At 69.3% G+C, this 25,090-nt stretch carries 23 protein-coding genes and 2 pseudogenes; 12 read left to right on the forward strand and 13 right to left on the reverse strand.

The window, feature by feature from the left end:
• Nucleotides 1-73: 73 nt before the first annotated feature.
• From ABC319_RS07090 to ABC319_RS07105, 4 genes are all read left to right on the forward strand, one after another.
• Nucleotides 74-937 (forward strand): hypothetical protein, encoded by an 864-nt coding sequence (locus ABC319_RS07090; RefSeq protein ID WP_413069545.1) that lies wholly within the window; start codon nucleotides 74-76, stop codon nucleotides 935-937.
• 74 nt (nucleotides 938-1,011) lie between these two features.
• Nucleotides 1,012-1,512 (forward strand): retropepsin-like aspartic protease family protein, encoded by a 501-nt coding sequence (locus ABC319_RS07095; protein WP_413069546.1) that lies wholly within the window; start codon nucleotides 1,012-1,014, stop codon nucleotides 1,510-1,512.
• 101 nt (nucleotides 1,513-1,613) lie between these two features.
• Nucleotides 1,614-3,398, forward strand: a complete 1,785-nt coding sequence (locus ABC319_RS07100) for an HWE histidine kinase domain-containing protein (RefSeq protein ID WP_413069547.1) — start codon at nucleotides 1,614-1,616, stop codon at nucleotides 3,396-3,398.
• The gene (locus tag ABC319_RS07105) at nucleotides 3,398-3,763 is read left to right on the forward strand and encodes a response regulator (protein WP_413069548.1); all 366 of its coding nucleotides are present in this window, start codon (nucleotides 3,398-3,400) and stop codon (nucleotides 3,761-3,763) included. The genes ABC319_RS07100 and ABC319_RS07105 overlap by 1 nt, the downstream gene beginning before the upstream one ends.
• Here the strand turns inward: ABC319_RS07105 and pdeM are convergent.
• Complete coding sequence (gene pdeM, locus ABC319_RS07110; RefSeq protein WP_413069549.1) at nucleotides 3,760-4,422, reverse strand: ligase-associated DNA damage response endonuclease PdeM; 663 nt, start codon at nucleotides 4,420-4,422, stop codon at nucleotides 3,760-3,762. The two genes, ABC319_RS07105 and pdeM, sit on opposite strands and share 4 nt — an antisense overlap.
• A 108-nt stretch (nucleotides 4,423-4,530) precedes the next feature.
• Here pdeM and ABC319_RS07115 point away from each other — a divergent pair, with 108 nt between their 5' ends.
• Nucleotides 4,531-4,893, forward strand: a complete 363-nt coding sequence (locus tag ABC319_RS07115) for a hypothetical protein (RefSeq protein WP_413069550.1) — start codon at nucleotides 4,531-4,533, stop codon at nucleotides 4,891-4,893.
• On the opposite strand, the gene ABC319_RS07120 is transcribed toward ABC319_RS07115, so the two are convergent.
• The 4 genes from ABC319_RS07120 to ABC319_RS07135 all read right to left on the reverse strand — a co-directional run bounded on the left by ABC319_RS07120 (nucleotide 4,874) and on the right by ABC319_RS07135 (nucleotide 10,153).
• Nucleotides 4,874-6,271 carry a M20/M25/M40 family metallo-hydrolase gene (locus ABC319_RS07120; protein ID WP_413069551.1) on the reverse strand — a complete coding sequence of 466 codons (1,398 nt, stop codon included), beginning with the start codon at nucleotides 6,269-6,271 and terminating at the stop codon, nucleotides 4,874-4,876. The genes ABC319_RS07115 and ABC319_RS07120 overlap by 20 nt on opposite strands.
• A 62-nt stretch (nucleotides 6,272-6,333) precedes the next feature.
• Nucleotides 6,334-7,263 (reverse strand): retroviral-like aspartic protease family protein, encoded by a 930-nt coding sequence (locus ABC319_RS07125; RefSeq protein ID WP_413069552.1) that lies wholly within the window; start codon nucleotides 7,261-7,263, stop codon nucleotides 6,334-6,336.
• Between the two features lie 227 nt (nucleotides 7,264-7,490).
• The gene (locus ABC319_RS07130; RefSeq protein ID WP_413069553.1) at nucleotides 7,491-9,878 is read right to left on the reverse strand and encodes a ligase-associated DNA damage response DEXH box helicase; all 2,388 of its coding nucleotides are present in this window, start codon (nucleotides 9,876-9,878) and stop codon (nucleotides 7,491-7,493) included.
• A gap of 62 nt (nucleotides 9,879-9,940) precedes the next feature.
• On the reverse strand, nucleotides 9,941-10,153 hold the full coding sequence (locus ABC319_RS07135; protein WP_413069554.1) for a hypothetical protein: 213 nt from the start codon (nucleotides 10,151-10,153) through the stop codon (nucleotides 9,941-9,943).
• 94 nt (nucleotides 10,154-10,247) lie between these two features.
• Between ABC319_RS07135 and ABC319_RS07140 the strand changes: the two genes are divergently transcribed.
• Complete coding sequence (locus ABC319_RS07140) at nucleotides 10,248-11,261, forward strand: ligase-associated DNA damage response exonuclease (protein WP_413071643.1); 1,014 nt, start codon at nucleotides 10,248-10,250, stop codon at nucleotides 11,259-11,261.
• 254 nt (nucleotides 11,262-11,515) lie between these two features.
• The gene (locus ABC319_RS07145) at nucleotides 11,516-11,788 is read left to right on the forward strand and encodes a hypothetical protein (protein WP_413069555.1); all 273 of its coding nucleotides are present in this window, start codon (nucleotides 11,516-11,518) and stop codon (nucleotides 11,786-11,788) included.
• A gap of 29 nt (nucleotides 11,789-11,817) precedes the next feature.
• Here the strand turns inward: ABC319_RS07145 and ABC319_RS07150 are convergent, their stop codons facing one another.
• From ABC319_RS07150 to ABC319_RS07175, 6 genes are all read right to left on the reverse strand, one after another.
• Nucleotides 11,818-12,732 (reverse strand): endonuclease/exonuclease/phosphatase family protein, encoded by a 915-nt coding sequence (locus ABC319_RS07150; RefSeq protein WP_413069556.1) that lies wholly within the window; start codon nucleotides 12,730-12,732, stop codon nucleotides 11,818-11,820.
• Nucleotides 12,733-12,839: 107 nt separating this feature from the next.
• A complete protein-coding gene (gene rpoN, locus ABC319_RS07155; protein WP_413069557.1) occupies nucleotides 12,840-14,327 on the reverse strand; it encodes an RNA polymerase factor sigma-54 in 1,488 nt (495 codons plus the stop codon).
• Between the two features lie 135 nt (nucleotides 14,328-14,462).
• Nucleotides 14,463-15,242: an LPS export ABC transporter ATP-binding protein gene (lptB, locus tag ABC319_RS07160; protein WP_413069558.1), complete on the reverse strand. Its 780-nt coding sequence runs from the start codon at nucleotides 15,240-15,242 to the stop codon at nucleotides 14,463-14,465.
• 104 nt (nucleotides 15,243-15,346) lie between these two features.
• A complete protein-coding gene (locus ABC319_RS07165; protein WP_413069559.1) occupies nucleotides 15,347-15,895 on the reverse strand; it encodes an LptA/OstA family protein in 549 nt (182 codons plus the stop codon).
• Between the two features lie 5 nt (nucleotides 15,896-15,900).
• Nucleotides 15,901-16,539: an LPS export ABC transporter periplasmic protein LptC gene (lptC, locus tag ABC319_RS07170; protein WP_413069560.1), complete on the reverse strand. Its 639-nt coding sequence runs from the start codon at nucleotides 16,537-16,539 to the stop codon at nucleotides 15,901-15,903.
• Complete coding sequence (locus ABC319_RS07175; protein WP_413069561.1) at nucleotides 16,532-17,152, reverse strand: ribonuclease D; 621 nt, start codon at nucleotides 17,150-17,152, stop codon at nucleotides 16,532-16,534. The genes lptC and ABC319_RS07175 overlap by 8 nt, the downstream gene beginning before the upstream one ends.
• 301 nt (nucleotides 17,153-17,453) lie before the next feature.
• Here ABC319_RS07175 and ABC319_RS07180 point away from each other — a divergent pair, with 301 nt between their 5' ends.
• Entirely contained in the window at nucleotides 17,454-18,311 is an 858-nt protein-coding gene (locus ABC319_RS07180; protein ID WP_413069562.1) for a cold-shock protein, read from the forward strand.
• An 874-nt stretch (nucleotides 18,312-19,185) separates the two neighbouring features.
• Here ABC319_RS07180 and ABC319_RS07185 read toward each other — a convergent pair.
• On the reverse strand, nucleotides 19,186-20,052 hold the full coding sequence (locus ABC319_RS07185) for a hypothetical protein (RefSeq protein WP_413069563.1): 867 nt from the start codon (nucleotides 20,050-20,052) through the stop codon (nucleotides 19,186-19,188).
• 225 nt (nucleotides 20,053-20,277) lie between these two features.
• Here ABC319_RS07185 and ABC319_RS07190 point away from each other — a divergent pair, with 225 nt between their 5' ends.
• The 4 genes and pseudogenes from ABC319_RS07190 to ABC319_RS07205 all read left to right on the forward strand — a co-directional run.
• Nucleotides 20,278-21,048, forward strand: coding sequence for a glutaminyl-peptide cyclotransferase (locus ABC319_RS07190; protein WP_413069564.1), 771 nt, complete (start codon nucleotides 20,278-20,280; stop codon nucleotides 21,046-21,048).
• Between the two features lie 47 nt (nucleotides 21,049-21,095).
• Entirely contained in the window at nucleotides 21,096-22,067 is a 972-nt protein-coding gene (locus ABC319_RS07195) for a glutathione S-transferase family protein (protein ID WP_413069565.1), read from the forward strand.
• A gap of 110 nt (nucleotides 22,068-22,177) precedes the next feature.
• Nucleotides 22,178-23,287, forward strand: a pseudogene (locus ABC319_RS07200) (esterase-like activity of phytase family protein); the annotation flags it as partial.
• A gap of 87 nt (nucleotides 23,288-23,374) precedes the next feature.
• Nucleotides 23,375-23,491, forward strand: a pseudogene (locus ABC319_RS07205) (PEPxxWA-CTERM sorting domain-containing protein); the annotation flags it as partial.
• Here ABC319_RS07205 and ABC319_RS07210 read toward each other — a convergent pair.
• Nucleotides 23,472-25,064: a cisplatin damage response ATP-dependent DNA ligase gene (locus ABC319_RS07210; protein WP_413069566.1), complete on the reverse strand. Its 1,593-nt coding sequence runs from the start codon at nucleotides 25,062-25,064 to the stop codon at nucleotides 23,472-23,474. The pseudogene ABC319_RS07205 and the gene ABC319_RS07210 sit on opposite strands and share 20 nt — an antisense overlap.
• Between the last annotated feature and the right edge of the window lie 26 nt (nucleotides 25,065-25,090).

Below are 25,090 nucleotides of genomic sequence, written 5' to 3' on the forward strand. Positions count from 1 at the left end.
TCCGCCGTTTGCCTGCCCTCGATCGGCGCTTGACCAGTGACGTGCCGCCGATCGTCCACACAGGATCCGCTGCATGAGGGATATGACGACGGCCGGCCGCGCCCGCCGCCATCGCCGCATCGGTGCGGCACTCGGTGCCTGGGGTATCCTCGTCTGCCTGTTCCTCCTCTGGCAGACGCTCACCTATCGCGGCCTGATGGCGCTGGCCGCGGAGTGGCAGTTCAATACCTTCGGCCGCTACTATCCGTCCTTGACCTATGTGCTGCTGGCGACTCTCATCGCCTCACCGGTGCTGTGGCTGCTGCGGCGTCCCCCCGTCGACCGGGCGGATACCGTCAGCGCGATGCTGCCCGGGCTGATCTTCATCAGAACCATCGTCGGCATCGGTGCTGGATGCCTGCTCGTTTGTCTCGTGGTGCTGATCGCGATGGCCAGCCTTCCTGGCGACACCGGGCCGATCGAGCGGATCGTGCTGGGATCCCGCACGGCGACGGCGGTTCCCCGCACTGGCCCGACCATCCTGGTCGGCACAGTGGTCAGGGACCGCACCGCCGGACTGAACCAGGAACTGCTCGTCGCCCGGCGTACGATGCGGTTCGCGCCGATGCTGACCCCGGGTGCTAGCCCGCAATCGGTCCGGTTCTTCGTCGAGATCGGGCCGGACGAGAACGCCGCGACGCTGCGACCGGACGGCTTGCGTGAGGGCATCCTGCGCCGCGACGGATTGCCGGGCGAGCTGGAGAAGCTGTTCCGCTATGCCGGATACGACCTGACCAGACCCTATTACACCCTGTTCGCGACGCGCGCCGGGTTGCAATGGCCCTACCGCGTCGCGGCTATACAGTTGGCGGGCGTAGCGCTGGTCTGCCTGATCGCAGCGGGCCTGCTACATCTCCGCCGCGAACGGCTGAGGTGGCGGTTGCACGCGGCAGGGTAAACGCAGCCTACACCTTCTGAATACACCGCTTTCTTTACCTCGCGACGGCATTCCCCACGGTCATGCTGTCGTCCATGTCCTATAAGTCGCTGTCGATCGCGGTCGCCGCCCTGGGCTTTACCGGTATCGCGCCGCCCGACGGGGGCGCCCGGCCCGCGGCGCAGCTGGCGGTCGTCCGTCCCGCCGTCGACCTTGCCGCACCGGGCAAGTCGCTGACGCTGACCAAGGCCACTGACGGACTGTTTTACGTGACCGCCAAGGTGAACGACGTGCCGGTACGATTCGTGGTCGACACGGGAGCGAACGTCGTGGTGCTGACCAAGCACGATGCCAAGGCGACGGGGGTAGTCGCGGCGGCGCGTACGTCCGGCCAGACCCTGCGGACCGCCGGCGGGCGCCAGGCCATGCGGTGGACCAGCATCGACAGACTGAAGATCGCCGGCCGCACGGTCGACAATACCGAGGCGGTAGTGGTCGGTACCGACGGGCCGCCGCACTCGCTGCTGGGTCAGTCGGCGCTCGCCCGGTTTCAATCGATCACGTTACGCGGCGACCGGCTGGAACTGACGATCTGACGGGCATCTCCGCGACCGGTTGATCGACCGCTGGCGTAACGATCCGGATATGCTAGTGCCAGTGTCGGCGGCCCCGTTGTGGCAACGCCGTGCGCCGGACCATGCCCCACACCAAGCCCTCTCCCTTCCTCGATCGTCTGCTCGCCTGGTCGCTGGCGCATCCGCTCGGGACGGCGTCGCGCTATGCGCTGGCCGTGATCGGCGTACTCGCGGTCGGCTTGTTCCGCATCCTTGTCATCACCGCGCTGGTCCCCTGGCTGCTCTTCGTGCCGACCGTGCTGATCGTCGGACTGATGCTTGGCCGTGGACCGGGCGTTCTGGCGAGCGGTGTGGCCGCCATCCTGGCCGCGCTGACCATCGGGAGCAGCGCCAATCCCGTCTGGCTGACGGCGCCCCAATGGATCGCGAGCGCGATCTTCCTGCTGACGGCGATCGGCACCACGCTGCTGGCAGCCGAACTGCGTGGCGCCTTCGCCCGGGCGAGCCGATTGACCGACGAACGTGCGGTCGCCACCGCGAGATTGAGCGAGCGCGAGGCGTTCCTCGCCGGCGTGCTCGGCAGTTCGACCGATTGCATCAAGGTACTGGATCTGGACGGTCGGCTGACGTTCATGTCCGACGGCGGTCTGCGGGTGATGGAGGTCAGCGACTTCAACGCGATCGCCGGCTGTCCGTGGCCCGACTTCTGGCAGGACGCCGGCAATGTCGAGGCGGTTGCCGCGATCGCCGCTGCGCGCGAGGGACGTTCCAGCAGCTTCGTGGGACGCGCCGAGACGATGGCCGGCAATCCCCGCTGGTGGCACGTCGCCGTCAGCCCGATCATGGGCGTGGACGGCCGGCCCGAACGGATCCTGTCTGTTTCCCGGGATGTCAGCGATCTGCGCGAGGCGGAGGAGGAACGCGGCCGGCTGGCACGCGTCGTGGAGAACAGTGCCGATTTCATCGGCATGGCCCGGCTGGACGGGACGGTGTTCTTTCTGAACGATGCGGCATGCCGGCTGGTCGGCCTGCCGCGGGAAGAGGTCGGCAAGGTGTCGATCGCCGACTTCTTCCCGCCTGACGAAGCGGCGATCGTGGCGGACGAGGTACTGCCCGCCGTCGTGTCGTCCGGCAGCTGGGTGGGCGAACGACGGTTCCGCCACTTCCAGACGGGCGAGATCATCCCGGTGCTGTACAGCGTGTTCCCGGTGCTCGATAGCGACGGCTCGCTGATGGGGTATGGCACCGTCACCCGCGACTTCCGTGAGGCGAAGCGCGCCGAGGAGCAGCAGCTGTTGCTGAACCACGAACTCAGCCACCGCCTGAAGAACGTCCTGGCGGTGGTGCAGTCCGTCGCGGCGCAGACGTTGCGTCAGGCGGACGATCTGCCGTCGGCGAACGCGGCGCTGTCGGCGCGGCTGGCGGCATTGGGCGAAGCCACCAACGTCCTGACGGCCAGCTCATGGGCATCGGCGGATCTGCTCGACGTGATCGGCAGGGCGCTGGCGCCGCATGGCGCGATCGGTGAGCGGCTGCGTGTCCAGGGTCCCGCCTTCACGCTGAACGCACAGGTCGCCCTGGCCTTCGCGCTGGCGCTGCACGAGCTGGCCACCAACGCGGCGAAGTACGGCGCGCTGTCAAACGACGAGGGGCATGTGAGGCTTTCGTGGTCAATCGACGACGTGGACACGGCAGAGGAGCGTCGCTTCGTCTTCACCTGGCAGGAAGTCGGCGGGCCGACGGTCATGCCGCCGAGCCGCCGCGGGTTCGGGTCGATGATGATCGAGCGATCGCTGCGGGCCTATTTCCGCGGCGAGGCGAGCCTGGACTATCGCCCAGCCGGGCTGGTATTCACCCTGGATGCGCCGTTGACCGATGCCGGCGAGCTGAGCGAGGCGGCGCGGTGATGCCGTTGGGTGGCACGAGCATCATGATCGTCGAGGACGAGCCGCTGATCCGGTTCAATCTGGCCGACTTCTTCGAAGAGGCGGGTTTCGTCGTGTTCGAGGCGGAGCATGCCGACGAGGCGATCGCGGTGATGCGGCGGGAGCCGGGGATCAGGATCGTGGTGACCGACGTCAACATGCCTGGATCGATGGATGGGCTGAAGCTGGCGCACTACATCCGCGACCGCTATCCGCCGGCCCTGTTGTTCGTGACGTCGGGCGCGATGAATCCGACGGGTGCGGACCTGCCGCCCGACAGCCATTTCCTTCCCAAGCCGTTTGATCCGAACAACCTGCTGCGGACGATCGAGCGACTAGCCAGTTAGGCGGCGAGCGGAAAGCGGAGCAGCCGGTCGTCGACCGGGACCCATGCCTGCCCCGCCCCGCCCATGGCGCGGACGATCTCGGGATGATCGGCATCCAGCCCGCCGGTGAGCGAGCCGAACGCGGGCAGGATGATCTTGGTCGCACTGCCCACGAAGCAGCGGCGCGCGACCTGGCGACCCCGTACCCGGACCCGCAGCTTCGGATGGAAGTGCCCCGACAGTTCCGGGCGTCGCTCCGCCGGATCCGCCTCGTGGCGCAGGACGATGCCGTCGACCACGGCTTCGTCGGCGACATCGCCGCCACAGCGGTCGAGGATCGCGCGGTCGTGGTTGCCGGTGATCCACGTCCAGCACACCCGCGCGGTGAGCGAGGTGAGCATCGACTGCGCCGCCACCGGCAGGCGGTCGCAGCCGGCGATGTCGTGGAAGGAGTCGCCCAGGCACCAGATCTCACGCGCGGCGGTGCGGTCCGCCACCGCCGTCAGCGCCGCGAGGGTCGCGAGCGAATCATAGGGTGGCAGCAGCTGCCCGCGTGCGGCGAACCAGCTGCCCTTTTCCAGATGGAGGTCGGCAACCAGCAGCGCGCCACGCGCTGGCCAGAACAAGGCGCCTTCCGGCAGCGCCAGCCATTCATGTCCGCCGAACGAAAGGGGAACCATGCCCGTGCCTTGCCGTGATCCGGCGCGCCGCGCAAGCGTCGCTTTGCGATAGGCGGACGAGGCGAATCCTGCCAACGGTGAACCGAACCGCCAGAAGGATAGCCGACCATGCCGCTGACCCTGTTGATCGCCGCCACGCTGGCGCAGGCCGCGCCCGCCGCACCGGCCCGCCTGAACCCCGAGCAATCGGATGCGCGCTGCGTCGTCATCCTGGGCTTCATCGGGCAGCAGCCGAACCAGACGCCGCAGCGGATCGAGGCGGTGCGGACCGGTACCGCCTATTACATGGGCAAGATGCGGGGGCGTAATCCGCGCATCGTCTTTGGCCCCACGCTGAACGCCGCCGCCCAGCTGGCGCAGGCGCAGAAGGTCGACGTGGTGCAGGAGAGCCAGCGCTGCGGCAAGGAGCTGACCGATCTCGCCGCCTCGCAGGGGCAGCGCCCCGCCTCCCCTACCCCGCGTAAGCCTTGACCAGGTCGAACAGATAGTCGCGGCCTTCGTACAGGGACTTGACCCGGATACGCTCGTTCAGGCCGTGCGTGCCGCTGCCGTCGCGATCGACGAACATGCCGGGTACGCCGTAGACCGGCATGCCGATCGCCTGAAGGAAGATGCCGTCGGTCGCGCCGGTCGACATGAACGGGGCCATCGGCACGCCGGGGAAGTGCCTGGCCGCGACGCGGCGGGCGGGCTCCATGATCTTCGGATCGAGCTTCGGCGGGATCGCGGTGGGACGGATCGGCTGGTTGGCGCCGACCGCGACCTTGTCGCCGGCCAGCGTCGTCAGCTGCGCCAGCGTCCCCTCGACCGTCTCGCCGGGCAGGATGCGGCAGTTGATGTTGGCGCCGGCGCGCTGGGGTAGCGCGTTCTCGGCATGGCCGGCCTGAACCAGCGTCGCGACGCAGGTGGTGCGCAGGGTGGAGTTGAACGCCTTGTCGCCGCTGACGATGGCATCGGCCTCCGCATCCTGCGGATTGGCGAGCAGGCGGGTGATCGCGCCCTTCATCGGTTCGGGGCTGAGCGAGGCGGCCGAGGTGAAATAGGCGCGGGTGGTGTCGGTGAAGCGGATCGGGAAGCGGTAGGCCTGCACCGCCTTCAGCGCATCGGCCAGTTCGTAGATGGCGTTGGCGGGGGTCGGCTGCGAGCTGTGGCCGCCGGGGTTGGTGACCTGGAAGGTGTAGTTCTGCGCCGCCTTCTCGCCGACCTGCATGGCGAGCAGCTGGCGGTTGCCGGCATCGTCGAGGCGACCGCCGCCGCCCTCGTTCAGGGCGAACTCGGCGGCGATCAGGTCGGGGCGGTTCTTCGCCAGCCATTGCGCGCCGTTCCAGGCGAAGGTCGTCTCCTCGCCGCAGGTCAGGGCCAGCTTGATCGTGCGGCGGGGCCGGGCCTTGTCCTGACGCAAGCGGATCATGGCATCGGACCAGATCGCCGCCTGCGCCTTGTCGTCGATGACGCCGCGGGCGAAGTAGTAGCCGCCCTCCTCGACCAGCTTGAAGGGATCGCGGACCCAGTCCTCGCGCTTGGCCTCGACGACGTCGAGATGGGCGAGGAGCAGCATCGGCCGGGCCGCCTTGTCGCGGCCGGGCAGGATGGCGACGAGGCCGCCCTCCTTCGGGTGATCGGGCACCGAGAAGGAGACGAGGTCGCTGTCGGGGTAGCCGGCCGCACGGAGCCGTGCCTTGATCTGGTCGGCGGCCTGCGTGCAGCTGCCGACCGACAGGGTCGTGTTGGTCTCGACCAGTTCCTTGTAGAGGTCGAAGAACGGCTTCTGGTCGGCGCGGTCCTGCGCCATCGCCGGTGCCGCTGCCACCGCCAGCGCTCCCGCCAGAAACCGTCCGATCCGCCGCATACCCTGAACCCCCGATAGATTATCGCGGGAGTAGAGCCGCTTCGCGGGGGTAGCGCAAGCGATCAGCCCAGCTGGACCCCGGCCATCGGCACGGTGAAGCGGATCGCGCGGTTGGGGAAGTCGATCTCGACCATGCGGAAGGACCGGAGCGTCTGCATGCCGAGGAGCAGCGCCGGCCGCTTCGAGAGCCCAAACCGCTCGAACGGGGCGACATCGGCGACGGCGAGCGGCACCCCGGAGAGCGAGAGGCCGCCGATCTGGAGGCGATCGACGACATAGGCGTCTGCCGGCACCATCTGTCCGCTGGCGGCGAGCAGGTTCCAGCGGCCGATCGACGGGCGGCTGCCGAGCAGCTTCAGGAAGGCGGTGTTGGCGATGGTCACCGCCGATCCGGTATCGATGACGACGGCGATCCGCTTGTTGCGCCAGCGGGCGTCGGTGACGATCAGCTGGCCGAACAGCGAGCGGGCGACGACGACGATCTCGTCGGCCTGCCGCCGCTGCACCCGACGACGGGCGGCAGACGGCGTGAGCGTCATCCGGCTGCGATCGAAGTCGATCGCCACCCGGTGGCCCTGGAGCGCGTCGAGGCCGAGCATGCCCTGCGCGCCGAGGTGGCGGCGGGCATAGACCGGTGCCTCGATCATCGCCGGCGCGAGGCGGCTGACCTTGAGCAGGGGCACCTGCGCCGTGTTGGTCGAGGCGGTGCCGGCCATCGTCGTGACGCGGACGTCGCGGCCGGGCAGCAGGGCGAGCGCGGTGGCCAGTTCGCGCGATACCACGGTGCGTTCGGCGCCGGTGTCGATGACGAAGGGCCAGTCGCCCTTGCCGGCGATCGAGACGGGGACGGTCATCCGCGCCTCTTCGTTGGCGAGCGCCCATTCGTCGTCGGGAGCGGGTGATTCGGCGGGCGCGACCGGCGGGGCCTGCGCCGCCGCGGGGGCCATGAGGCACGCGGCCATGGCCGCGGCACAGGCGATCATCCTCTCCATTACAGACGCGATGGTGCGCCCGTTCCGGTCCCATTGCAATGGGTTGCAATCATCCGCCGGCAGGCGCGGACAGGGGCGATGCAAAAATGTCCCAAACCTCGGAAGGTAAGGCTAAGGTAAGGCATAGAACATGTTTTGCGCGTGGTCGCTTCTGCGCAACATATCCATGCGGATGAACGGGTTGGCGGCTGCATACGCCAGACGGCGCGTGTAGGACAGCGGCCCGGTCAATCCAGCGTCATCGCCTCCGCCGCCAGCGCCTCCGCCTCGATCAGGAGGGCGTCGTCGCCGGCATTGGTCGACACCCGCTCGCGGCCGATCAGGACGAGGACGGGGACGGCCAGCGGCGACACCCGTTCGAGGTCGACGTGCAGCATCGTGTCCGCGGCGCGTTCGAGCAGGCCGGCGAGGCGGCCGACATCGGTCATCCGCGCCCGCGCATCGTCCCATGCCGCCTGAAGCAGCAGGTGGGACGGTTCGTACTTGCGCAGCACGTCGTAGATCAGGTCGGTGGAGAAGGTGACCTGCTTGCCGGTCTTGCGCTTGCCGGGATGCTGGCGCTCGACGAGGCCGCCGATCACCGCGACCTCGCGGAAAGCGCGTTTGAGGAGGTGCGACTGTTGCACCCATTCGACGAATTCATGTTCGAGGATATCGGGCGAGAACAGCGATTTCGGATCGGTGATCTTCTCCAGCCCGAAACAGGCGATGGCATAGTCGTTGGCGACGAAGCCGAGCGGCTTCAGTCCTTGCGTCTCCATTCGCCGCGTCAGCAGCATGCCAAGCGACTGGTGCGCGTTCCACCCCTCGAACCCGTAGGCGACCAGATAGTGGCGCCCCTCGCGCGGGAAGGTCTCGACGAGAAGCTGGCCGGGGGCGGGGAGGACCGAGCGGCGGGCCTGGATCTCCAGCCACTCGCGCACGTCGTCGGGGAAGCGATGCCACTCGGCCGACGAGGCGAGGAAGCCGCGGACCCGGTCGGCCAGGCTGGTCGACAGCGGCATCCGGCTGCCGCCATAGGTGGGGATGCGGGCCGGGCGGGTGGTGGCGCGGACGATCAGATCCTCCAGATCGATCTTCTCGACCTCCAGGCTCAATCCCGCGAAGAAGAAAGTGTCGCCGGTACTGAGCGTGGCGGCGAACCCCTCCTCCACCTTGCCCAGATGACGGCCGTTGCGGAAGCGGACGTTGAGCATCGTCGCCTCGACGATGATGCCCGCGTTCAGCCGGTGCTGGGCGACGAATTTCGGATGGGCGACACGCCAGCTGCCGTCGTCGTCCTGCACCAGCCGCTTGAACCGGTCGTAGGCGCGCAGGGAGTAGCCGCCGTCGCGGATGAAGCCGAGGACCCGATCGAACAGCTCGTCGGTCAGCGCCGAATAGGGGAGCGCGGAGCGGACCTCGTCGAGCAGTTCCTGCTGGTGGAAGGGCGCGGCGCAGGCGCAGGCCATGACGTGCTGGGCCAGCACGTCGAGCGCGCCGGGGCGGAACAGGTCGGGATCGAGCTCACCCGCCTCGACCGCGTCGAGCGCGGCGCGCGCCTCGAGATATTCGAAGCGATTGCCGGGGACGAGGATCGCCTGGCTCGCCTCGTCCAGCCGGTGATTGGCGCGGCCGATGCGCTGGAGCAGGCGGCTCGATCCCTTGGGCGCGCCCATCTGGATGACGCAGTCGACATTGCCCCAGTCGACACCGAGATCGAGGCTGGCGGTGGCGACCAGCGCGCGGAGGCGACCGGCGGCCATCGCGCCCTCGACCTTGCGGCGCGCCTCCAGCGCGAGGCTGCCGTGGTGGACGCCGATCGGCAGCCCCTTGTCGTTCGCCTTCCACAGATCCTGGAAGATCAGCTCGGCCAGGCTGCGGGTGTTGCAGAAGACGATGCTGGTCCGGTGCGCCTCGATCGTCGCCATCACCTGCTCGGCGGCGTAGCGGCCGGAGTGGCCGGTCCAGGGCACGCGGTCCTGCGGCAGCAGGATCTGGATGACGGGATCGGCGCCGGGCTCGCCGATCACCAGGCTGACCGCGTCGATGTCGCCGTCGGGCGCCAGCCAGGCGCGGTAGCCGTCTGGATCGGCGACGGTCGCGGACAGGGCGACGCGGCGCATCGCGGGTGCGAGCCGCTGGAGCCGGGCCATGCACAGCGACAACAGGTCGCCGCGCTTGCCGGTGGCGAAGGCGTGCACCTCGTCGACGACGATGGTGCGCAGATTGGCGAAGATCAGCGATGCATCGGGATAGCTGAGCAGCAGCGACAGCGATTCGGGAGTGGTCAGCAGTATGTGCGGCGGCTTGACCCGCTGGCGGGTCTTGCGATCGGACGGCGTGTCGCCGGTGCGGGTCTCGACCCGGATGTCGAGCCCCATCTCGTCGACGGGGGTGACGAGGTTGCGCTGGATGTCGACCGCCAGCGCCTTCAGTGGGGAGACGTAGAGGGTGTGGAGACCGTCGGCCGGATGCTCGATCAGCTCCGCCAGGGTAGGCAGGAAGCCAGCCAGTGTCTTGCCCGCACCGGTGGTGGCGACGAGCAGCACGTGGCGGCCCGCCCTGCCCTTCGCCAGCATCTCGAGCTGGTGACGGCGGGGGCGCCAGCCGCGCTGCGCGAACCATTCGGCCAACGGCGGCGGCAGATCCGGCTCGCCGTCGCTGTCATGGAAAGCCGGGGTGGCGGGGCCGGCGATCAGTGCGGCTTCGTCTCGTCGGTCGTCCCGTCGCGATACAGGTCGCGGGTCGCCTGTTCGGTCCTGCGTTCCTGTTCCGGGCTGATCTTCTTGTTCTTCGCCCGGGCCCACGCCATCGCCGCCACCAGCACGAAGGCGCCGATGAAGACGACGATCAGCCACATGCTGCCGTTCGCCGTACTGCTCGCGGTCTGTTCCTGAATCTCGTTCATGGTCCATCATCCTCGTCCAGATCTCGTGCAGGCCAACGATCCGGGCAAGCGGTTCGATCCGGCACCGGGAGAGCGGCTCGCGCGTAGTGGGCGGATGGCAAAGCTAGGCGACTGGATCGAACCGCATCCGCACGGCATCTATGTGCGGCCCGCCGATGCGTGGATCGACCCGTCGGAGCCGGCCGAGCGCGCGCTGGTAACGCACGGCCATGCCGATCACGCCCGCGGCGGCCATGGCCGGGTATGGGCGACGCCCGAGACGCTGGCGATCATGGAGGCACGGTACGGCCCGCAGACCGGCGAGCCGGTCGCGTACGGCGAGACGATCCGCCTGTCCGACGGCAAGGGCGGCGAGGTGGAGGTCGGCTTCGTACCGGCCGGGCACGTGCTGGGATCGGCGCAGATCGTGCTGGATCACCGCTGCGAGCGGGTGGTGGTGTCGGGCGATTACAAGCGCCGGCCGGATCCGACCTGCGCCGCGTTCGAGCCGGTGAAGTGCGACGTGTTCGTGACCGAGGCGACGTTCGCCCTGCCCGTGTTCCGCCATCCCGACACCGGCGACGAGATCGACAAGCTGCTGGCCCGGCTGCACGCCAATCCGGACCGCTGCGTGCTGGTCGGCGCGTATGCGCTGGGCAAGGCGCAGCGGGTGATCGCCGAGCTGCGCGAGCGGGGGCACGAGGCGCCGATCTACATCCACGGCGCGCTGGCCCGGCTGTGCGAGCTCTATGCCGATCACGGCGTCAGGCTGGGCGAGCTGATCCCGGTGGCGGGCGTGCCCAAGGCGGCGATGGCGGGCCACGTAGTAATGTGCCCGCCCTCCGCCCTGAACGATCGCTGGTCGCGGCGGCTGCCCGACCCGATCACGGCGATGGCGAGCGGGTGGATGCGGGTGCGCCAGCGGGCGCGGCAGAAGAATGTCGAGCTGCCGCTGATCCTGTCCGACCATGCCGACTGGGACGAGCTGACCGACACGCTGGCCGAGATCGCGCCGCGCGAGGTGTGGGTGACGCACGGGCGGGAGGAGGCGCTGGTCCACTGGTGCGAGCAGCGCCAGATCAAGGCGCGCGCGCTGGCGCTGGTGGGGTTCGAGGACGAGGACGACTGAGCGCGCGAATGTTGAGGAAGTTGCGGGTTGCGGTCGCATCGGCACAAGCGATTTCAACGACATGATATGCCGGGGGCGGCCGTATGTTTCGACAGGATCGGTGACGTTTTCGTGCGGCGTTCCGGCGAGGACGGGATGGAAACGGGCGGGCGGGCGCATCGGCCACCTGTACCCCGACCGGGCGCCTGTAGGACATGCCCGGAACCTGTGCCGGGGTCGCCGCGCTTCTGCTGCTTCACATCGGGAGTAGCTTCATGGCCGAAGACCGGCTGACCATCGATACCGCCACCGTGTTCGACAATGTCGACGAGCGCCGCGTCGAGTTCGCTGCCAGCGTCGATGGCGAGCGGCGCGCCTTCGCCGCGTCGTACGACCTGTTGCGGGCGCTGTCGGGCGAGGATGTCGGCGACCGGCCGGTCGCGGTGGCGCAGCGGCTGACCGGCCAGCTGGAAACCGCGGCGGCGACCGCGCTGGCGCGCGATCCGGACCAGACGATGATCGTCGTCAGCGAGAACGATCTGGCCTGAGCGTCGCGGGCCGGGCTTGGTCGCCCGGCCTACGCACCCTTCGGCAGGGGCCACGCCAGTTCGGCGACGACAGGAAAATGATCCGACGGATACAGCGCGCCGCGATGGTCGGTCAGGGTGCGGACCTTCATCGGTACGAGGCCGCGGGTCCAGATCCAGTCGAGGCGGCGGTCGGGTGTGCCGGTGAAGCCGTGGAAGGTCGCGGCCGGGCCCTTCTTCCTGAAGGCCACCTGCCATGCATCGGTCAGCGTGCCGGCGAGGACCGCATGGGTCGGCGACTCGGCCACCGTGTTGAAGTCGCCGGTGAGGACCACGGGCCCCGGCGTTGCCGCGACGCGGGCGGCGATCAGGCGGGCCCCCCGCTCGCGCGCGACCTCGTCGTCGATGCGATAGGGCAGGTGCGTGTTGAACAGGGTGAAGCGGTGCGTGCCGTCGGACCCGACGAAGCGGCCCCAGCTCACCATCCGGGGATAGGGATGGCCCCATGTGATGCTGCCGGGAACGCCGGGCGTATCCGAGAGCCAGAAATCGCCGTCCGCCTCCACGCGCCAGCGATCGGTGCGGTAGAAGATGCCCATATGCTCGTCGCCATGCCCGCCCCGCCGGTCGCGGCCGAACCAGCGATAGCCGGGCAATTGCGCGATCAGGTCGGCCGCCTGGGCCGCATGAAGCTCCTGCATCCCGATCACGTCGGGGCGGGCACGGCGGATCGTCTGCGCCATCAATGCGCGGCGATGCGGCCAGTCGTTGGCGCCGTCGCTGGCGACGGGCACGCGGACGTTGAAGGTCATGACGGTGAGGTCGGCGGGCCGGGCGTGGGCGGGGGTGGGTAGAAAGAGCAGGAGCAGCAGGAGCAGCATTGCTCCCACGTTGCCGTTGCCAGATACCACCCCGGCGGAGGCCGGGGCCCAGTCGCGATGGCGCAGGTGGGTGGACGCGAACATCGCCCAACTGGACCCCGGCCTCCGCCGGGGTGGTGGTGTGGTCATCGTCGGAGCCAATTCGCCAGCGCCCTCAGCATCGGCAGAGCGTGTCGGGCGACATGCCGTCGTCACGCGCCTTCCAGCGTGCGGGCGCGACGGCGCTGGACCGAGCTGCCGATGCCCATCGCCTCGCGGTATTTGGCGACGGTGCGGCGGGCGATGTCGAAACCCTTGGCCTGGAGCAGCTCGACCAGCGTGTCGTCGGACAGGATCTTCGCACCCTCCCCCGCGATCAGGGCGCGGATGGCGCTCTTCACCGCCTCCGCCGACACTGCGTCGCCGCCCTCCATCGCCTGGATCGCGGAGGTGAAGAAGTATTTCAGCTCGAACGTGCCGCGCGCGCAGGACAGGTATTTGTTGCTGGTGACGCGGCTGACGGTCGATTCGTGCATCTCGATCGCGTCGGCGACACGCGCCAGCGTCATCGGTTTCAGGTGGGCGACGCCGTGGAGGAAGAATGCCTCCTGCTGCTTCACGATCTCCGCCGCGACGCGGATGATGGTGCGCTGACGCTGGTCGAGCGCCTTGGTGAGCCAGTTGGCGCTGGCGAGGCAGTCGGACAGCCATGCCTTCGACGCCTTGTCCTGCGGCCCGGTGGCGAGCTGGGCATGGTAGCGGCGATTGACCAGGACGCGGGGCAGCGTGGCGTTGTTCAGCTCGACCGACCAGCTGCCGTCCGCCTGCCGGGTGACGAACAGGTCCGGCACGACCGAGCGCGACGGCTCTCCGCCGTATCGGCAGCCGGGCTTGGGATCATAGGCGCGCAGTTCGCGGATCATGTCGGCCATGTCCTCGTCGTCGACGTGGCACAGCCGCTTCAGCCGGGACAGGTCGCCGCGGGCGAGCAGATCAAGATTGTCGAGCAGCCGCGCCATGCACGGATCGTAGCGATCGGCCTCGCGCGCCTGGAGCGCGAGGCACTCCGCCAGATCGCGCGCGCCGACGCCGGTGGGCTCGAAGGTGTGGATGATCGCCAGCACGCCCTCGACCCGGGCGAGCGGCACGCCGAGGCGGGTGGCGATGTCGAGCAGGTTGCCGCGGAGATAGCCGGCCTCGTCGATCTGGTCGATCAGGTGATGGGCGATGAACAGGTCGGGACCGGCGATGGCGGGGCCGGCCTGCGCGATCAGGTGGTCGGCCAGGCTGAGATCGGGATTGGCGAAGCTGTCGAAGTCGAGCCCGTCCTCGCCCATGCCGCCACCGGACGACGCGCCCGACGACGACGCGGACAGCGCCCCGTCGCGGCCGACACCGCCGTCGGCGACCGAATCCTGCTGGTGGCTCTCGGTCGCGTAGTCGAGGTCGAGCGGCTCGGCCGGGGCGGCGCCGGTGACCAGCGCGTCGGCGGTCGCCGGGTCGGGCGCGGCGGCCGGTTCGGGACGGACGATCTCGCCCCCCTGCCCCGCCTCGAGCAGCGGGTTCTTCTCGATCTCCTCGGCGATGAAGCCCTCTACCTCGAGATTGGACAGCGCCAGCAGCTTGATCGCCTGCTGGAGCTGAGGCGTCATGACCAGCGATTGCGATTGGCGCAGGTCGAGGCGGGGAGCGAGGCTCATGCGAAAACTCCCTTCGCCTTCAGGGATGGGACTGGCGATGGGGCGTCGCCTGACACTCCGGCGCCCGGGGAGGGGCCCCACCCCAACCCCTTCCCTGAAGGGGAGGGGCCCGAAGAGAGGATATGCTCCATCGCCCTACAGCGAGAAGGTCTCGCCGAGGTACAGGCGGCGGACGTTGGCGTCGGCGACGAGTTCGGCGGGGCTGCCGGTGAACAGCACGCGGCCGTCGTAGATGATGTAGGCGCGGTCGACGATGTCGAGCGTTTCGCGGACATTGTGGTCGGTGATGAGGACGCCGATGTCGCGGCGCTTCAGGTCCTTCACCAGATCGCGGATGTCGGCGATCGAGATCGGATCGATGCCGGCGAACGGCTCGTCGAGGAGCATGATCGACGGATCGGCGGCCAGCGCGCGGGCGATCTCCGCCCGGCGACGCTCGCCGCCCGACAGCGCCATCGCCGGCGCGGCGCGCAGGCGGGTGAGGCCGAATTCCTCGAGCAGCCGGTCGAGCTTCGCCTGGCGGGCGCCGCGATCGGGCTCCGACAGTTCAAGTACGGTCAGGATGTTCTTCTCGATCGACAGGCCGCGGAAGATCGACGTCTCCTGCGGCAGATAGCCGAGGCCGAGGATCGCGCGGCGGTACATGGGCAAGCCCGTGATGTCGTCGCCATCAAGCATGATGCGGCCCGAATCGGGCTTCACCAGACCCATCACCGAGTAGAAGCAGGTCGTCTTGCCGGCGCCGTTGGGGCCGAGCAGGCCGACCACCTCGCCGCGCCCGACGGTGACCGACACGTCGGTCAGCACCGTCCGCTTGTCGTAGGACTTGGCGATCGACACGACCTGCAGGCCGTTCGCGGCCGGCGGCTCGACGATCGCCGAGGCGGTGTCGGTCGGCAGGACAGTAGTGGCCATCGGACGGTCGCCTCGCAGGAAACGGTTACCGCCGCGTTAAGCCCGGCGGTTCTGGCAGGATTCATGCATGACCGGGCGCACGGAGAAAACCCCCAATCGCCCGGTCAATTGCGGTTCGGCACCGAGAAGGTGCCGGTGACGCGGCCGGCACGGCGCTGGACGTTACCGTCGCCGGGGGCGCCGCTGCTGCCGACCGACGACCCGTCGATCACGGCGCGCCCGGTATCGAGGTTGATCGTCAGCCGCCCGCCATTGACGGTGTTGCCGCCCCCTTGCGTCAGCGACACGGCGCCCAGCATGGTGATGACCCGGCGGTTGAGATCGTAGATCGCGTACTGGCTGCGCGCGGTCTGATCCGGCCGGCGGACGGTGACGCCGCCGCTGGCGTCGAGTCGCGATACCTGCGGATTGCCGCCGACGACCTCGCCCGTATAGGCGACGGTCATGCGGGCGGCGTTCAGCGTCATCTCCGCCTGCTTCACCGTCACGCTGCCCGACAGGACGGCGCGGTTGGCGCGATCCTGCAGCTCGATATGGTCGGCGCCGAAATCGATCGGTGCGTTGGTGTTGTGGCGCTGCTGCGCGACCGCAGCCGTCGACAGGGCGGCCGCCGGCATGAGGGCGATCAGGGTGGCGGCGGAAAGCGGGCGCATGGCCGCTATCTCGCCCCGCGCGGCACGATCCGCAAGCGCGCATTGCCGTCGAGCGTGACGGTGCGGCTTTCCAGGTCGGCATGCATCCGGTCGGCGCGGAACGTTCCCTGCGGCACGGTGCCGGACACCGCGTCGGTGCTTTGCAGCTTGCGCTCCTGAAGATCGACGATCGCGGCGTCGGTATCGAGGCGATAGCCGCCCGCCGCCTGGAAGGCGATCGGGCCGTCGACGCGCATCTTCTCGGTATCCATGTCGTAGCGGGCGGAGGGCGCGACGAGCCGGGCGGGACCGTCGGACAGCTGGATTCCGGCGCTGAGCTGCGACAGGCGGACGATCGGTTCGGCGGAGCTGCGCTGCACCGCCGAGCCGGCGTCGAGCTCGAACGGCTGGCCCTTCGAATCCTGGCCCCGGTAGCGGGCGGCCTGGAGGCGCATCCGTTCCTTGGCGACCTCGACCTTGTTCTTGTCGAGGACGAACGACACGTCGCCGGTCGCGGTCAGCGGCGCCATGACGAGAAACGCGGCCAGCACGCCGACCGATACCGGCAGCACGAAGCGCGCGGTGGCGACCAGCTTGTCGTGGCGGCTGCCCGGCGCGGCCCAGACCTGGCGCGCCGTCCGCTCCCGCCGGGCGATCTCAGACATGGGCGAACACGTCGATCTCCGGCCAGCCGGCAAGGTCGAGCGCGGCGCGCGACGGCAGGAAGTCGAAACAGGCCCGTGCCAGTTCGCTGCGCCCCTCGCGCGCCAGGCGGCGTTCCAGCTCGTCCTTCAGCCGGTGGAGGTAGCGGACGTCGGAGGCGGCATATTCCTTCTGTGCGTCGGTCAACTGCGGGCTGCCCCAGTCGGACGACTGCTGCGCCTTCGACAGTTCCTGCCCGAGCAGCTCGCGCACCAGTTCTTTCAGGCCGTGACGGTCGGTGTAGGTGCGCACCAGCCGCGACGCGATCTTGGTGTCCCACGCCGGCGCGGCGACGATGCCCAGATAATGGCGGATCGCCCCGATATCGAAGCGGCCGAAATGATAGAGCTTCACCACCGCCGGATCGGCGAGAAGCGCCTTCAGATGCGGGGCGGCATAGTCGCTGCCCGGACCGAATCGGACGAGATGCTCGTCGGTGCCGCCGTCGGACAGCTGCACCACGCAGAGCCGGTCGCGCGGCGTGATCAGCCCCATCGTCTCGGTATCGACGGCGATCGACGGCGCGCCCGCGAACAGGCCGGCGGGAATGTCTTCGTCATGCAGATGAACGGTCATGCGAGGTGCCGTAGCCGCCCGGGGATGAACGCTCAATGCCGCATCGGTACGCCGCGCCCCCCGACAACGCGACCGCAAACGTTTAGAGTGTGCCGTTCGGGCAACGGCGCGCGGCATTTCTGCCGCGCCGCCGATCGCGGCGCTGCCCGGCAAGAGATTTCGTTCGCAGAGGCGATGCTTATCCGCTATGCAGGACGATAGGCGCAGAAGGTGTGGCGCCGAAAGGCCGTGAGCACGTCGTCCGGCGCTCGGGTTCTTGAGGAAGCATCATACGGGCGAACCGGGAAGACGAACAGGGCTTATGAGTTTCGATAAAGGCGGCCGCGGTCAGCGCGGCGGGCGTGGGCGCGACAAGCGCGACAGCTTCGGCGGTGACGATTTCGGTGGCGGCGGCGGTTTCGGCGGCGGTGGCGACCGGTTCGGCGGCGGCGGTTTCGGCGGCGGTGACCGATTCGGCGGCGGTGGCGGCGGCTTCGGCGGCGGCGGCGGCGGTGGCTTCCGCAGCGGCGGTGGCGGCGGCTTCGGCGGCGGCGGCGGTGGTTTCGGCGGCGGCGGTGGCGGCGGTGGCCGCGGCATGCCCCCCCAGGTCGTCGGCGAGGGCACGGGCGTCGTCAAGTTCTTCAACGGCCAGAAGGGTTTCGGCTTCGTCGTTCGCGATGACGGCGGCGAGGACGTGTTCGTGCACATCTCGGCAGTCGAGCAGGCCGGCCTGACCGGTCTGGCAGAGGGTCAGCCGCTGGGCTTCACCCTGGTCGATCGCGGCGGCCGCATCTCGGCCACCGAACTGAAGATCGACGGCGAGCCGATGCCGGTCACCGACCGTGCTCCCCCGCGCGAGCCGCGCGAGGGTGGCTTCGGCGACCGTCCGGCGCGCGCGCCGGGTGGCGATCGTGGCGGCTTCGGCGGCGAGCGCGGCGGTGCCCCGCAGCGCCAGCTGACCGGCGAGAAGGCGACCGGCACGGTCAAGTTCTTCAACGCCATGAAGGGCTTCGGCTTCATCCAGCGCGACGACGGCCAGCCCGATGCGTTCGTGCACATCTCGGCCGTCGAGCGCGCCGGGATGGCTAGCCTGAACGAGGGCGACCGCCTGCAGTTCGAGCTGGAAGTCGACCGTCGCGGCAAGTACGCCGCGGTCAACCTGGCCCAGCACCAGGGCTGATCCGGTCCATGAATGACGGCTCGCCCGATCGGGCGAGCCGCTTCCTGTTCGCGTTTTCCGAAAAGGCCCGGCGCGGTGATCGCGACGGGCCTTTTTCACGTCCCGGCCACGCCCCGCCCGTGGCGGAGGGCGTCGGCAATGGTGTCGATCGTCTTCCGCGGGGGGGGCGCGCTTGCACGGGGGCGGCGCCGGCCACCGGTGTTCGCCGCCCCTGCCGATCTGCCGGTCGGCCGGGCAGTACCACCCGCCCGACGACGCGGTCACCGACTGCCTTCCCGCTGCCTTGCGCATGGCCTCCAGCCTATTCCCGGTCGGGCTCAGGCTCGTCGATGCGTCTCGGCGGATGCGCTCGCCGGCGTCAACGATGCTCGCTGCGAAGCGACCCCTCGCGATCTTCAGCCTGACAACGGTCTTCACTGAGCACGACGCTTACGGCGCGGCGAATAACGGTAACTGTCAGTGGCCGCGCGAACCTCGTCCGCGGCGATGAATGACAACTCGCCAGATCGGACGACCCGCTTCCTGTCCGCATGTCCCGAAGAGGCCCGGCGCGGTGATCGCGACCGGCCCTTCACGTACCGACCACGCCCGCCATGGCGGCGGTCGCCGTCATCGGTGTCGACCGTCTTTAATTACAGGCGGGCGTGGGCATTCCGTCCTCGCCGCCCCGGCCGATCCAACGTTCGGGCGGGTTAGCACCAGCGACCGGACGCCCCCGTCACCGATCCCCTTCCCCGCCGCCGCTGGCTTCGCCTTCAGCGTGTTCCCGGTCAGGTGAGGGCTCTTCGCAGCCACGTTTCCCAGCAGAATGAGCCGGGCTTCTGCCTGACGTCGCCCCTCGCCGCGCACGGCGCATGCGGCGTGGCGGGGACGGTCAGTGGCCGGCGCGGTCCTCGTCCTTGGCGACGGGTGTTGCGACGCCCGCAGGATCGTCGGCCTTTGCCTCTCCTGCCGATCCGCCGGTCAGGCCGAGCAGCGCGAGTCGCCGGGCGACCTCTTCACCGATCCTCTTCTCCGCCGCCTCGCGATCGGCCTCGGGCATCGCCTTCAGCGCGTCCTCGGTCAGGTTCAGGCTTTTCAGCACCTCGCGGCGCATGCGTTGCGCCGGGGTGAGCGACGCTTCCTTGCGGAACGATTCGATCGCCGCCTTCAGCCGGGTATTGATCTCCTCCGCGCTCGGCGGGCGCGGGGCGGTGGGATAATGGTCGTCATAGGTGATCGGAATGCCATCGGCACGATGCGAGTGGGTCATCACCGCGACCGATGCCCGCTGGCCGAAGGCGAGGCCCATGCCGCCCGGCGCCTGCTCGTTCGCCGCCGCCTGCTGGTTCAGATAGGCGAAGAAGTTGACCGGCGTGTCCCGATCGGATGTCTGCGCGGCAAGATCGAGGACCCCCGCCATCGATCCGGCGCTCGCCCGGCCGTTGGCGACCATCGCGCCGCCGGCGATCAGCATCTGGCGCGGCGTGATGCGGGTGAAGTCGACCGCGCCGTCGGCCAGCCCCTGGGCGACGCTGACCTGCCGCGCGCCCGCGACATAGGCCGTCGCGGCGGCGGGATCGGTGGCGGAACGGGTGAGGTCGAAGGCGGCGATCGCCTGCCGGGCCGCCTCAGCCGCGTCCTCCGCCGCCCGTGCCGCCGCGGCCATCGCCGCGTCGAAGCGGGTGCCGTCGCCGCGCGGCTCGTCGGCGGCGGCGGCGCGGCCGGGCGGTGCGGTTCCCGCGATCGATCCCGTGATCATCTCTTCCTCCAGACAGGAGGCCGACCTTGGGAAATGCTGGTTAACCGATCGTGACACGCAGCGAATTTGTCCGACATGTCGCAAAAGGACCTCGCGATAATCCTTTTCCGCGATGCTGCATCGATCCGGCGTTCCCGCCGGGTGCGGGATCGGCCCCGCCCGGGCGCGACGTGGATCGTCATCGGCGATGGCGCACCGACGGCAAAGCGTTCTAGAGAAACGGCCATGCGCCATCCGCTCATCCTCAGCCTGCTCGCCCTGAGCCTATCGGCTCCTGCCGCATCGCAGACCGCCCCCTCGCCGCCCATCGTCGCCGTCGACGTCGTCGCGCGCTATCCGCATGACCGCACCGCCTTCACCGAAGGACTGATCTGGCGCGACGGGGCGCTGTACGAAAGCGTCGGGCGCGAGGGCGAGTCGGACGTGCGGCGGGTCCGGCTGAAGGACGGCAAGGTCGAACGGCGGGGGACGATCCCGCCAGCGCAGTTCGGCGAAGGGCTGGCCGCGTGGGGCGACGAGCTGGTCAGCCTGACGTGGCACGACGGCATCGCCCATCGCTGGGACGCGAAGACGTTGCGCAAGAAGGGCGTATCGCGCTTTACGGGCGAAGGCTGGGGGCTGACCGGCGATGGCCGGTCGCTGATCCAGTCGGACGGAAGCGCGCAGTTGCGGTTCCTGGATCCCCGGACGCTCGCGGTGCGGCGACAGGTGACGGTGACGCTGCGCGGCAAGCCGCTGACCGAGATCAACGAACTGGAATGGGTGGACGGCCAGATCCTGGCGAATGTGTGGCACCAGCCGTTCGTCGTCGGGATCGATCCGGCATCGGGCACGGTCACGCGGATCATCGACCTGCGCCCGCTGGTGGCCGAGGTCGGTGCAGGCGATCCCGAGGCGGTGGCGAACGGCATCGCGTGGGACGCCAAGGGCCGGCGGCTGTTCGTGACGGGCAAGCTGTGGCCGACGATGTTCGAGGTTCGGCTGAAGGATCGCTGACGCAGCCCTGCGCGTAGTGCTGCAGTACGGGCAGCGAGCGGGTGACCATGGGCAGGATGATCGACGGCGCGTGGCACGCCGGCAAGGCGACGCAGGACAGCAAGGGCGGCGCCTTCCAGCGCCAGGAGGCGGGCTTTCGCGACTGGGTGACGGCCGATGGCGGGCCGGGGCCGGACGGGCAGCCGGGACGTCCGGCGGCGGCCGGGCGCTATCACCTGTACGTCAGCTATGCCTGCCCCTGGGCGCACCGGACGCTGATCGTCCGCGCGCTGAAGGGACTGGAGGCGATGATCGGCGTGTCGGTGGTCGATCCGCTGATGCTGGAGGAGGGCTGGACCTTCGCCACCGATCGCGGCGGCACCGGCGATCCGCTGCATGGCGCCGAGTATCTCTGGCAGCTCTACGCCCGCGCGCGACCGGGCTATACCGGCAAGGTGACCGTGCCGGTGCTGTGGGATCGCGAGACCGGGACGATCGTCAGCAACGAATCGGCCGAGATCATCCGGATGCTGGGCCAGGCATGGGACGGGTTGGGCGCGACGCCGGGGGACCTGTACCCGGCGGCGCTGCGCGGCGAGATCGATGCGGTGAATGCCGAGGTGTACGACCGGGTGAACAACGGCGTGTACAAGGCCGGCTTCGCGACGACCCAGCAGGCGTATGAAGACGCGGTTCGGCCGCTGTTCGCGACGCTCGACGCCCTGGAGGCGCGCCTGACCGGCCGCGACTGGCTGGTCGGTGCGGCGATGACCGAGGCGGACGTGCGGCTGTTCACGACGCTGGTGCGATTCGATCCGGTTTATGTCGGGCGTTTCAAATGCAATGTGCGGCGGATCGAGGACTATCCGGCGCTGGAGGCATATCTGGAGCGGATGCTGGCCGACGAGCGGATCGCTGCGACGGTGCACCTGGATCATATCAAGCGGCATTATTATGCCAGCCACCGCGACCTGAACCCCAGCGGGATCGTTCCGGTCGGCCCCGCTTTGCCATGGGCCGGGAAGGTCGCGGGCGGGTAGATCGGCGTCCGTCGCGGCGGCCCGGATCATGACAGTCGCTGCAACGCGAATCGCACGATGTCGTCATGCGGCGTGGTTAACGCCCGGTCATCATGACCGGGAGAATGACGATGCGGTTCAGGGGCTTGTTGATCGTGGCGGCGGGACTGGCGACGGCGGGTACGGCGCCTGCGGCGACGCTGGTCGGGTTCGCGGCGCTGCCGGCGGACACGTTCGTGCCCGGCCCGACGTCTGGCCAGTTCGGGGTGGGCGGCAACGGCAGCAACGGGCCGTTCGTCGGCCGGCAGCCGGTGCAGGGATTCTCCGCGATCCTGTCGAACGGGCGCGGCGGGTATCAGGTGATGGCCGACAACGGGTTCGGCACGAAGGCCAATTCCGCCGACGCGCTGCTGTACGTGCACGACGTGGACGTGGATTTCCGCACCGCCGCCGGCGGCAGCGGCACGGTGACGGTGAATGGCAGCAGCACGCTGAGCGATCCGAACCGCAAGCTGGGCTTCACCACGGTCGCCGACCAGGCGACCTATTACGGCGGCACGATCCCGGTCGATCCGGCGATCCGCGACGGGCGCCTGCTGACCGGGGCCGATCTGGACATCGAGAGCTTTCGCCGGGTGGCGGACGGCAGCTATTATTTCGGGGACGAGTTCGGGCCGTACCTGGTCCATACCGACGCGCAGTTCCGTGTGATCGACAAGGCGATCCCGCTGCCCGGCGTCCAGTCGGTCGACAATCCGCTGCTGGCCGGCGGCAAGGCGAACCTGGCGAGCAGTGGCGGGTTCGAGGGGATGGCGCTGTCGACCGACGGCAAGACGCTGTACACGCTGCTGGAGAAGACGGTGACGGGCGACGCGGCGGGAACGTTGCGGATCAACGCGTTCGACGTGGCGAGCCAGCGTTTCACCGACCAGCAGTTCACCTATGCCCTGACCGAGGGCGGTACCGCGATCGGCGACATGACCGCGATCGGCGACGGCCGGTTCGTGGTGATCGAGCGCGATGGCGGACAGGGCGCGGCGGCGAAGTTCAAGCGCATCTATGGCATCGACCTGAACCAGGTGGACGCGAACGGGCGGCTGGTGAAGACCGAGCTGCTGGACCTGATGAACATCGCCGATCCCGACGACCTGAACGGCGACGGCAGCACCAGCTTCTCGTTCCCGTTCGTGACGATCGAGGACGTGCTGCCCGTCGACGAGCAGACGCTGCTGATCGTCAACGACAACAACTATCCGGGCTCGGCGGGCCGGACGCCGGGGCGATCGGACAATAACGAGTTCATCAAGGTGCGGCTGGACCGGCCGTTCGCGGCGGCGGTGCCGGAGCCGTCGAGCTGGGCGCTGATGATCGCCGGATTCGGCGTGGTCGGCGGCGCCCTGCGGCGGCGCGGTGTCGCCCGCTTCCTCAGGTCACCAGCCGTTTGAGCGTGTCGAGCCGGTCGGCCTCGTCGGCCGGCTTGTCCAGGCGGATGCGCGCGATGCGGGGGAAGCGCATCGCGACGCCCGATTTGTGGCGGGTGGAGGTGTGGATCGAATCGAATGCAATCTCGAGCACCAGCGTCTTCTCCACCTCCCGCACCGGGCCGAAGCGGTTGAGGGTGTGGCCGCGGACGAACTTGTCGAGCTGGCGCAGCTCCTCGTCGGTGATGCCGCTATACGCCTTGCCGACCGGGAGCAGCTCACCGTCGTCGGTCCAGCAGCCGAAGGTATAGTCGCTGTAATAGGACGAGCGCCGGCCGCTGCCGCGTTGGGCGTACATCATCACGCAATCGGCGGTCAGCGGATCGCGCTTCCACTTGTACCACAGGCCGGCGCGGCGGCCGCCGGTGTAGGGGCTGTCGCGGCGCTTCAGCATCACACCCTCGATCGCGGAATCGCGGGCGCCGGCGCGGATCGCCTCCAGCTCGGTGAAATCGGCGGCCTCGATCGTCTTGCTGAGGTCGAACCGGTCGGGATCGAGGCGGGGGACGAACGCCTCCAGCCGCGCACGACGGTCGGTCCAGGACAGGGTGCGCAGATCCTCGTCCCCGTCGAACAGGATGTCGTAGAGGCGTACGAAGGCGGGATAGTCGGCGAGCATCTTCGCCGACACGGTCTTGCGGCCGAGGCGCTGCTGGAGCGCGTTGAAGCTGGCCGCGCCGCCGCCGTCGTCGAGGGCACCGCCCTGGACGTCGCCCTTCACCATCAGCTCGCCATCGACCGCGCCCGGCGTCGAGAAGGCGGCGGCGACATCGGGGAAGCTGCCGGTGACGTCGTCGCCGGTGCGGCTGTAGAGGCGGGTCTGGCCGGCGACATGGACGATCTGGACGCGGATGCCGTCCCACTTCCATTCGGCGGCATAGTCGGCGAGGTCGACGCGCGCATCCTCCAGCCCGTGCGCGAGCATGAAGGGGCGGAACACGGGAGTGTCGGCGGCGCTGGGCTGCGCGCCCCTGCCCTCCAGCCAGTCGAACAGGGTGGCATAGGGCGGCGAGAGCGCGTGCCAGAGTTCCTCCAGCGCATCGACGTCCACCCCGAACGCCTGCGCCAGCGCGGTCTTGGCGAGGCGCGCGGAGACGCCGATGCGCAGCGCGCCGGTCGCCATCTTCAGGAGTGCGAACCGCTCCTCCGCATCCAGCCGGTCGAGCATGCGGGCCAGTTCAGCCGGTGCATCGGCGCGGGACAGGTGGCGCAATCGCTCGACCGCGTCGTCGAGCGACATCGGCGCGGCGTCTTGCGGCACGACGGGCGCCGGCCAGAGCAGCGACACCGTCTCCGCGGTATCGCCGACATAGTCACGGCTCATCCGGAAGAGGACGGGATCGACCCGCTCCTCGATCAGCGCACGGATCAGCGCGGGCTTCACCCCGGGCAGATCGAGTTCGCCGGTCAGCGCCGCCATGGCCCAGCCTCGATCGGGATCGGCGGTGACGGTGAGATAGTCGGCGATCAGTTTCAGCTTGGCGTTGCGGCCCCGCGTGTAGATCAGCGAATCGAGGAGCGCGGCGAAGGCGTGCATGCGGAGGGAACGCTCGGCGGGGTCGT

This window comes from Sphingomonas phoenicis (genome assembly GCF_047238005.1).
In the GTDB taxonomy this organism is placed as follows: domain Bacteria; phylum Pseudomonadota; class Alphaproteobacteria; order Sphingomonadales; family Sphingomonadaceae; genus Sphingomonas.